Source organism: Pseudomonas sp. P4_D7 (assembly GCF_056401755.1).
Map to the genome: position 1 here is coordinate 1 of NZ_JBFUIR010000160.1, position 1412 is coordinate 1412.

Here is a 1412-nt window from a genome sequence, read left to right on the forward strand (position 1 = left end):
GCTCCGATTTACGCGCTCCGATTTACGCAGTTTGAACAGGCTGAGCATGCTCATGATGTACATCACGATGGCGCCGAACACCGCCATGGTGATCATCGCGGCGGTAAGGGTCATGCCACCGAGGTTGATCAGGCCGTCGCTGTAAATCGCGGCGATGCCGATGATGCCGCCGACAATAATGGCGCGGTGCGGTGTCTGGAAGCGCGAGAGTTTCGCCAGCGAGGCTGGCAGATAGCCCGCGCGGGCGAGGGCGAAGAACTGACGTGAGTAGCCGAGAATGATCCCGTGGAAACTGGCAACCAGACCGAACAGACCGATCCACACCAGCATATGCAACCAGCCAGAGTTGTCGCCGACCACGGTTTTCATCGCTTGCGGTAGCGGGTCGTTGATGTTGGCCAGGGTGCGCCAGTCGCCGACGCCGCCGGCAAAGAACATCACGCCCATTGCCAGCACTACCAAAGTCAAAATGCCGCTGATGTAGGCCTTGGGAATCGTGCGCTTCGGATCCTTGGCTTCTTCGGCAGCCATCGCTGCGCCTTCAATCGCCAGGAAAAACCAGATCGCAAACGGAATCGCGGCGAACATCCCGGCAATCGCTGGCGCACCGAACACATCCGAACCGGCCCAGCCATTCAGTGCGAAGTTGCTGAAGCTGAAGGCCGGCGCGACCACGCCCATGAACACCAGCAACTCGGCCACCGCCAGTACGCAGACCACCAGCTCGAAGGTCGCCGCCAGTTTCACCCCGAGAATGTTCAGCCCCATGAACACGATGTAAGCGCCGACCGCCGCATGCTTCGGATCGAGTGCCGGAAACTGCACATTCAGGTAGGCGCCAATCGCCAGAGCGATGGCCGGTGGAGCGAAGACGAATTCGATCAGCGTCGCCAGCCCGGCGATCAATCCGCCTTTTTCACCAAACGCTCGACGACTATAGGCAAACGGCCCGCCCGCATGAGGAATCGCGGTCGTCAGTTCGGTGAAACTGAAAATGAAGCAGGTGTACATGGTCGCGACCATGAACGAGGTCACCAGGAAGCCCAGTGTTCCGGCGACGCCCCAGCCGTAACTCCAGCCGAAATATTCTCCGGAAATCACCAGCCCTACCGCAATGCCCCACAGGTGCAAGGTGCCCAGCGTGGGTTTGAGTTGTGTGTTCATGCGTTTGCTCCCTGAACGGTTTGGAAAGCTCGGGGAGGGCGTGTGCAGTGGGCGTGCCATTGCTGTGAAACAAGTCGTAATGAGTTGAAAGCTGTCGTATCGGGGATGTTCGCGGTGGGATAGCTGCTTTTTGTGCGCCAGTTGGGTGCGATGGTGCTTGTTATGCCGTCTTCGCGAGCAAGCTCGCTCCCACAGGGGAATGCATTTCAAATTGTGGGAGCGAGCCTGCTCGCGAAGAGGCCCGCCCA

General features: G+C 59.3%; 1 protein-coding gene. It reads right to left on the reverse strand.

Features of this window, described 5'->3' with window-relative positions:
- Window positions 1-1164, reverse strand: a 1164-nt coding sequence (gene eat, locus AC1DVF_RS29255; RefSeq protein WP_477783636.1) for an ethanolamine permease, incomplete at its 3' end; no start/stop codon positions are given.
- Window positions 1165-1412: the final 248 nt, after the last annotated feature.